Below are 8251 nucleotides of genomic sequence, written 5' to 3'. Positions count from 1 at the left end.
TTCATCTCCTCTACTATTCCCCCGTAATCCTCAAATGTCACGCGTAATTCCTCATCAACGGATACCACATATACATGCGCCTGGACCAAAGCGGCCCCAAACAACTCCATGTCGGTCTTCAATCTTTTATATGTACGTTTCACAACGATCACCTCAAATATTTTCATTCGGTAAATTATATATCGATTCCTTCTGCAACAAGCATTTCTGCGTATGTTATCTCAATTCTTTATATAAAAATTAAATTCCAAAATATTACTTACATTTGAATATATATCATTTAATGTTTGGACAATTATCCCAATCCAGTTCTATAATTCACTTGTTATTACATAATTTTAGGAGGAAGTCATGAAAAATAAAATGTTTAAAAGAATGGGAAGTATCCTGCTAGCCTTACTTATTGGAGCTTCAGTGCTTTCTTTATTCCCTACAGTTTCGAGAGCTGAAACAACAAATGTAACTTGGTCCGACGGATCTCTTAGTAGTACAATTTCTTCTTGGAACTATACTGAGGTTGCCAATAAGGGGAAAAGCTCTGGTAAGTGGTATTGGGAAATATCTACTAATTCTACTCAAGCAGCTATCGGAATTACTAACTCAGATAAAAGTAAAATAACTAGATATTATGGTTACGATGGCCAAAACTTCTTTTATAACCCTTCTTCTCATGCATACTCTTATGGTTTAACTTTTGGACCGAAAGATGTTATTTCTATCGCTCTAGATTTAGATAATGATACACTCACTTATTATAAAAATGGCGTTTCACAGGGAATTTCACGCTATAAACCTTCTCAAATTGGTAGCACTGTATATCCATCAGTGACAAGACTTGATTTATCAGTACCATTAGTTGCAACAGCCAATTTTGGAACAAGTGATTTTAAATATCCGATTCCAGAAGGATTTTTACCTTACCAAGATTCAGGTATATCTACAACGCCTGGATCATCTACAATACCTGGATCGTCTACAACACCTGGATCATCTACAACACCTGGGTCGTCCACAACGCCAGATCCGTCGGATACAGATGGTTCCTCACAGCCAACTGGTGACCGCGCTATTCTAACTGTAACGATGGACAATGGATTTGATAAAGAATTCGATCTAAGTAAAAAAGAATTAAACGCCTTCATCGCTTGGTATGACGCTAAAGATGCTGGCAGAGGTCCTTCATTTTTTGCCATTGATAAGCACAATAACAACAAAGGTCCATTCAGTAACCGTAAAGACTACGTTATCTTCAACAAAATTCTCACATTTGAAGTAAGTGAGTATTCAACCAAATAAACATTAGGTTTGCAACACGCTCCTTTCAATAAAAAAGCGCAGCTTCCAAAAAGCATGGAGGCTGCGCTTATATTTTATTAAACTGCTCATGAATGAGTACTAATAACAAACCTAGACTTGGCTTCCAACTTGGTTTGGATTAAGATCTATATTATTAGTATACACCTTGTTATTAATGAGACTGATGATGCTGTTAATAATAATTGAGGTAAGTACCGTTAACAATATTAACCATAACAAGATCAAGATAGATACCTTGGGGAAGAAAACAATGCTCTGAAAATAATAATAACAAAAAAAGGTGTGGGTTAGCCAAATATTCATTGAATTTTTCCCTAAGTAAGCGAAAGGTCTGGTTAGTTTTAATTTATTCATTAAATGAATACTAACGAGGATAACTACAGGAGCTATTATCATGTCAATCGTTGTCTTCTCAAACAATTGACTCGTAGTACGAAAACGGAATAACAGCACAAGAACAATAACATCAAATAGTATATTATTAAAAATAATAGAATTGTAAATCTTATTCATCCATGAGTACAATTTATATTTCGCAAAGAACAACCCTATCATAAATGGCAATTGCCAATACATAATGCTGTAATAGTTTCCTTGTGAATAGGAATTATAAAAAACTAGACCCGCAATTAGAAGCGTTACCCATGCATTACGTTGAAAGGCTTGGAAGGTTACCGGAAAAATTAATAGCAGCAGGATATAGTCATACAAAAACCACCACTCACCATTATATGAACTGGATAACGCTATAAAATTCCGCAAAAAATCCATTGTTGTGTTATGTTGGAATCTATCGGAATTCCCAAAAAAGTACAGACCTACCGGAATAAAAAGTAAAAAAACAACCCAGTAGTTTATCATGATTTTACTTAATCTTGTAAAGCTTTTCTGCATTAAATGCTGTGGATTTTGAACATTGCTCTTGTACAAACCATACCCACTCAAAAATAAAAAAATAGAAATGGCGATCTGACCAAAATGCCCTAAATAGAATTCTCCTCTCTCATGAAATAAACTAAATAATGAAACATAGTCATATTTTAATCGGTCAGGAAAAGCAAAAAGATGGTGGATCAAAAGTAGTATTACAGCAATCCCTTTGGCAATATTTGTTTCTACAAGCTTTAATTCCTTGTCATGGTGCACACAGTATCCTCATTTCTAGTTGTAATGGAATAGAGATATATTAGCACAAACAAATAATATAGAATATTTATTTTTTTGTACATCCTATTACGTCCCATTTTTATGCAAAATAGGCGCCCCACAAAAGGCAAAAAAAGCTTTCCATAGCCACCTTTGGGGTGATTACAAAAAGCTAATCTGCTTTGCGGCGACTGCACCACTTACTTAAAATTTTTCTGGAAACTGTTTGACAATGCCTTCTGTAAGAATGTCCGCTAAATGAATCATATGGATCTCATTTTTATCGGTTGCTGCAATATCTGCTTTCCAGTCTCCTTTGATACAGTTAAGGACTATTTCCGTTATCAACTGAAGGTGCGTATACAGCATATCTTGTAGCGTTTTGAACTGCCAGTTCGGATTCGCTGCACTTAAAAATTTGGCGATATCATCGGCGTTTGTGTGCCAAACTGCTTCTAGCTTTTTCACGTCTGCCTGATTACCTGCTTTGGCAGCCGCTACTATCTTCCCTGCGATCAGAATATGCTCTCTCAGAAGATCAGCTAGCTTATTACCAGCAACTTCCCCATAATAAGGCTTGATCACATTGCCAATATCCTGTTGGTTCCGTAAAAGTCGGTCCAATACGTCTTTCTGATCCGGACGATTAGATACGGCACTGACAATATAGCTTCTCGTCCATATGGTATGGTCGATCCATACCTTCTGCATATCGACCTTCAGTTGCACCATTTTGGGACTTAGGCAAGTGGAGCCCTTTTCCTCCCCCGCCTTCGCTTGCACGACGACTAAAGGAGTCATGCTAAAAACGAGCGCCAAGGTTAACGACAATGTCAGTAACCATTTATTTTTCACATTCATCTGCTCCTCTGACGTTTGGAATAAACAGGCTGTATTATTATGGTTGAAATATCAGACTTTATGCAGTATGTATAGCTTCAGCCGTTACCCTCTAATATGCTGATCACCCTTGTAACCATCTTGCAAAAACATAATTTCGTATTTCAAAACACAAAAAAGGCCTGCCGGTACTTGCCAGCAGAGCCCAAGACTCCATGATCCAAGTAAAAAAGTAATTCTGGTGAACAAGCTACGTTCTGAATCACCCATATAATCGTTTCGATGCTAAATCCTTTTGGAGAATAGGCCATGCCGATGGGCATGACTATTTTGCCCGGTGGACCGTCAGATTGACCCGATTCGTCTCACACATAAATGTGGAGAGATGAACAGGCTCATCGTTTGCGTCAAAAGCAATTTTTAATATCCGGAACAAGTTCGCCCCGATATCACATTCAAGCAATTTCGCATAATCTTTGGTCGCACCGATCACATCAATGATCTTGTCATTGCTCACGATCTCGGTATTGTAATCCTCCGACAGAATCTTGTAAGTCGATTCTTTCATTGCGATCTTCTTTTCCAAATCCGGAAACCGGGTGAGTGAATAATGGGCTATATCATAGAAAAGCGGGCGGTCCTCTACATACATCAACCGTTCAAGCTCCAACACAGGGCTGCCTTCTTCAATAAGAAGATGTCCAGCCACCTCTTCAGACGCCGGGATTACTTCGCTTCTTAATATTCGTGAGTTTGGAATCATGCCCAGCTGGTGGCTGAACTCTGAGAAACCGCTTACGGATAACAGTTCATTATGAAATTTGTTGGAGGCCACAAAGGTGCCTCTACGAGGAATTCGCGTCAGGGTTCCTTCCCGCACGAGCTCCTCAATCGCTTTCCGTATAGTGATTCGACTTACACTATAAATATCACAGAGTTCTGCTTCCGTTGGAATCTGCTCATCCGGTTTGTATCGTCCGTCCTGGATATCGTTCTTCAACATTTGCCTGATCTGCATGTACAGCGGCTGGGGGGTTGAAGGATTCAAATTCATGGTAAATTCATCCTTATCCATCAATGATTATAATAAGTATTATACATTGATGATCATCTCCAGTCACCATGCACCGAAATAACCTATCGTCTTCCCAGCTGTGGTTGCTCCAAGCTCCAGGCAGCTCTCAACTGAAAGCCCTTTCAATCGACCGTAAATAAATCCGGCTATAAAGGAATCCCCAGCTCCCATCGTATCCACGACGTTCACCTTACCCACACCATGCGGAAAGAATTGTTCTCCGTCATAAGCAAGCGAGCCGTTCTCTCCCAAGGTAGCCACGGCAATCTGCGCTCCTCTTTGCTTGACCTCTACCAAGAGTTGGCGGATATAGTCATCATCCTGAGTGTACGAAAAGAACGGATAGTCTACGTAGGGCGTTAACGTCTGTACCCGATCATCCTGCAACTGGTCCGAGAAATCAAAGGAAGTGATCAGGCCCTTTTCCTTAAAGAGAGGAAAGTACGGATCGGCATGACCCCATATCCCCGAGTGGACAAGCTGATAATGGCTAGCAAAATCGAGTTCTTCTGCTGTAAGGGAAAATTGTGCATTAACTCCCTCATCGTAATCGCCGAACCTCCGGTCATTCTCCACCATCTCCACGTAGGTTATCGCTGTTTTTCCGTCCTTTTTTGAAATCCGGGAAGTATCCACGCCCTTGTCCTGAATAGCCTGGATCATGATCTCCCCATAAATGTCGGTGCCCACCCAGCCCAGATATGCCGTCTTTGCACCCATTTCAGTTAAATAGACGGCCACATTCACCGGATTGCCTCCAGGATAAGCCTTGCCGCTTGCTTGATAGACATCCATGCAGTTATCCCCGACTGTAATGATTCTCATCTTGCTCCCGCCTTCCCTGCTATTAAAGAATGAGCACTACAAAGTAGTGCTCAGAGTATCGAGAAAGTCCAACGGACTTTCCGGCACTTTATTTTTTGTTTGGGGAGACTCAACTTTTAAAACAAAAATCGATTTAAAACGATCTGAGGACCCATTTTTATTTGATCAAAATGACCATTTTAAGCCTCATTAAAAAAACAGGGGGTTTCTCGACAGCCTGAGCACTACAAAGTAGTGCTCAAATCAAATGCATCAATATAGAATGAACTAAAGATTGTGTATCTTAATATTCCATTTGGCGATAGTATCTTCTAAGTGTTAACGGATGATTTCTCTCACGCTCCAGGTAGGCGCTGATACGGCTTAGTACAGACCAGTTGATACTTACGGCAAAATGCTTTCTGAATTCCTCGCTGATGCCTTCCAAGGCAAAGTCTTTGGTGTCAATAATCGTCAGTTTCTTCGTAATCTTCTCGGCGAATCTCTCCACTCGGTCCATCAGAGGTCTGGTCTCATCTTCGCCTTTCAACAAAATAACACTGGTATCTTCAACCACAAGCTCAAGCGTGCCATGGAAGAATTCCGCCGCATGAATCGACTTAGCATGAATCCACTGCATTTCTTCCAGGATACACATCGCGTAGGAGTACGTATTCCCCCACAGGTTGCCAGAGCCAACCATCATATGATAGTCAGTATCTTTATGTTCTTTTGCAAAAGCTTCCGCTTTAGGGTCAAAGGTTTTGACTGCGTCCAGGATCGCACGCGGCAATAAGGCAACTTCCTTCGTGAACTGCTCATATTGAGGGAACTCATTGTTGTTATACATGAACCGGAACACAACCATGTACAGGAGCATGAAGAATGTATCGAAGGAATGTTTCTCCGAGCCGGTTGTGATGCAGTGATCTACAATTTTGGTTAATGGAGTATCCCTTTCCGCCACAAGTGCAATCGTAGTCGCTCCCCGTTCCTTACAGAACTCGGCTGCCGCAACGGTCTCCTGCGTAGTTCCCGACACAGATGTAAAAATACATACGGAATTTTTACTGAAATGTCTGTTGTTCATCACCATAAACTCAGCGGCAATCTCAGCATGCACATCAATGGTCGAGTTTGATTTCAGAATATACTCATATGGATACATCATCGCAATTGTGCCACCCGCACCAATCAGAAAGATATTGCTGTACCCTTTCTTGGCAATCCCGTCTACAATCTCTTCAATTTGTCCTCTAAAGGCCAGACCCTCTTGTTCCACAAGCTTAAGGAATAACTGTTCGTCAAAATTCAACATTTTACGTTCCCTCCCTATACTGGAGCGGTCCCTCTCCAATATCATCCAATTTTATTTGTTATATACAGTAGTATAACCAGACATTACAATTAAAACAACTCTTTTTGTATCATCTGAAGGAAATCAGTAAGTTAGAGTTCGCTCCCTTCACTTCATCCAGGTTAAATGACTATATTGCTGCTGTCATGACTGCTTTTAGATCCATACTTCTTCTCCCAGTAGTAATACACAGGCAGACCCGTTGCGATGACGATCGCCGCGGCAATCATGCCCTGCACTGGAGCCCACGTAAAGGTTCCCCAAGCCAGCCATCCTGCCCCAAGGATAGCTAGAATAGTGGTTACTCTCCACATTGGCATACGGTAAATCGGGTTATAATCCTCTCTCTTACGGCATTTATACACCGCGGCAAAATCCAGAATGTTAATGACCAGCTGAATCAGCGTGAAATAACCAAGCAGTTCAGTTAAATTGCTGAAGAACACAAGAATACAGGCCAACGTAACCTGGGCAATAATCGAGAAGCTTGGTGTTTCGAATTTGGGATGAACTTTTGCAAAACGCTGAAAGAACAGCCCATCCTTCGCCATGGCATACTCCAAGCGAGGCTGAAACATAATGCAAGAGCTCAAGGAACCCAGGATAACAATAATCGCGGTAACAGCTACAAAGGATGAGGCCATGCCGGATAATCCGGGAATATACTTGACGGCGTCGGACACAGCGGAGCTGGAACCCATCAGTTTATCGAACGGCATTAGGCCGGTGACACATACCGCAAGCAGCGTATATAGACCCAATACAATCAGTACCGAACTAATTAATGCCCGAGGGAGAACTTTCCCTGGATTTTTGAATTCTCCAGCCATAAAACAAATGGCGGCCATTCCCGTGTAAGCCCACGTCGTGGCAGATACGCCACCGATTAAGCTTGAACTTGTCGCTCCTGCGACGGGTGTGTAAGCAAAGTTGTCAAAGTTCATGTACATGAGGCCCAGCACAATAACAATCAGGAAAGGGATGATTTTGACAGCCGTAATAATGACTTGAAAACTACCGCCTGCCTTGACACTTCGGTAATGGATGGACGTGATGACCAAAATGATCGCTACCCCTAGCAGCTTGCCGGCAATTCCAACGAAAAAAGGGAAGAAGCTCGCCAGGTAGGCAACAATGGCCAGAGCCATAATTGAAATGGACGGAGGATCGAGTGCCCAAAAGGTTGCCCATCCGTATAGAAAGGCCAAGGGCCTCCATCCTGCTTTATTCAGGTATACGTAACCGCTTCCATTTTGCGGGTAGGCAGTCGCCAACTCGGCCAGCACCATGACCTGCGGAATCGCAATAACCCCACCAATAATCCAGGCTAGAATTGAGATCGAGGGCATACCCGCAGCTTTTGCAACATCACCGGAAGAGACAAAGATTCCGGAACCTATCGTAGTTCCAACAGCGATGGCTAGGGCCGACCAAAAGCCCAGTTTTCGTGTAAGTGAGCTATTACTCATAACGAGTTCCTCCAAATCAAGGTGATAAGTATTGCATTCCCCTTATTTTCCTGACCGATTCCCTAAGTGCTTCCTGCGGATTCTGATAATAATTGAACCCCATAATTTCTAGTGTACAAGCTCCCTCGTAATTATGGTTCTGAAGACTGGTCAGATATTCCCGCCAATTCAACACCCCATCATCTAGAGCCAGATGCGCATCAGACGAGCCGTCACCGTCAATCAGGTGAAAATGAACCATCT

Annotated in this window: 8 protein-coding genes; 1 reads left to right on the top strand and 7 read right to left on the bottom strand. The window is 41.9% G+C overall.

All coding sequences use genetic code 11. From position 1 onward, the window contains the following. Positions 1-351 precede the first annotated feature (351 nt). Positions 352-1296 (top strand): SPRY domain-containing protein, encoded by a 945-nt coding sequence (locus AC5V8P_RS20490; RefSeq protein WP_064796708.1) that lies wholly within the window; start codon positions 352-354, stop codon positions 1294-1296. A gap of 111 nt (positions 1297-1407) precedes the next feature. Here the strand turns inward: AC5V8P_RS20490 and AC5V8P_RS20485 are convergent, their stop codons facing one another. The 7 genes from AC5V8P_RS20485 to AC5V8P_RS20455 form a co-directional block, all read right to left on the bottom strand. Further along, complete coding sequence (locus AC5V8P_RS20485; RefSeq protein ID WP_064796709.1) at positions 1408-2463, bottom strand: acyltransferase family protein; 1056 nt, start codon at positions 2461-2463, stop codon at positions 1408-1410. 204 nt (positions 2464-2667) lie between these two features. Next, positions 2668-3318 (bottom strand): glycosyltransferase, encoded by a 651-nt coding sequence (locus tag AC5V8P_RS20480; RefSeq protein WP_196771848.1) that lies wholly within the window; start codon positions 3316-3318, stop codon positions 2668-2670. A gap of 310 nt (positions 3319-3628) precedes the next feature. Next, positions 3629-4357 (bottom strand): GntR family transcriptional regulator, encoded by a 729-nt coding sequence (locus tag AC5V8P_RS20475; RefSeq protein ID WP_063211948.1) that lies wholly within the window; start codon positions 4355-4357, stop codon positions 3629-3631. A gap of 63 nt (positions 4358-4420) precedes the next feature. Next, a complete protein-coding gene (frlD, locus tag AC5V8P_RS20470; RefSeq protein WP_063211950.1) occupies positions 4421-5203 on the bottom strand; it encodes a fructoselysine 6-kinase in 783 nt (260 codons plus the stop codon). A gap of 283 nt (positions 5204-5486) precedes the next feature. Then, positions 5487-6500, bottom strand: a complete 1014-nt coding sequence (locus AC5V8P_RS20465) for an SIS domain-containing protein (RefSeq protein WP_064796711.1) — start codon at positions 6498-6500, stop codon at positions 5487-5489. 161 nt (positions 6501-6661) lie between these two features. Beyond that, positions 6662-8008: an amino acid permease gene (locus AC5V8P_RS20460; protein WP_064796712.1), complete on the bottom strand. Its 1347-nt coding sequence runs from the start codon at positions 8006-8008 to the stop codon at positions 6662-6664. Between the two features lie 16 nt (positions 8009-8024). Continuing rightward, on the bottom strand, positions 8025-8251 hold a 227-nt coding region (locus tag AC5V8P_RS20455; RefSeq protein ID WP_495473812.1), incomplete at its 5' end, for a TIM barrel protein.

The sequence above is a fragment of the Paenibacillus sp. N119s genome (genome assembly GCF_059447605.1).
The sequence above is the reverse complement of the archived record's forward strand: the minus strand, read 5'-3'. Positions and strand labels throughout refer to the sequence as shown.

Bases quoted from the DNA above. Each gene is read 5' to 3' on its own strand.
- AC5V8P_RS20490 (WP_064796708.1), top strand. From the start codon at position 352: ATGAAAAATAAAATGTTTAAAAGAATGGGAAGTATCCTGCTAGCCTTA.
- AC5V8P_RS20475 (WP_063211948.1), bottom strand. From the start codon at position 4,357: ATGAATTTGAATCCTTCAACCCCCCAGCCGCTGTACATGCAGATCAGG.
- frlD (WP_063211950.1), bottom strand. From the start codon at position 5,203: ATGAGAATCATTACAGTCGGGGATAACTGCATGGATGTCTATCAAGCA.
- AC5V8P_RS20465 (WP_064796711.1), bottom strand. From the start codon at position 6,500: ATGTTGAATTTTGACGAACAGTTATTCCTTAAGCTTGTGGAACAAGAG.
- AC5V8P_RS20460 (WP_064796712.1), bottom strand. From the start codon at position 8,008: ATGAGTAATAGCTCACTTACACGAAAACTGGGCTTTTGGTCGGCCCTA.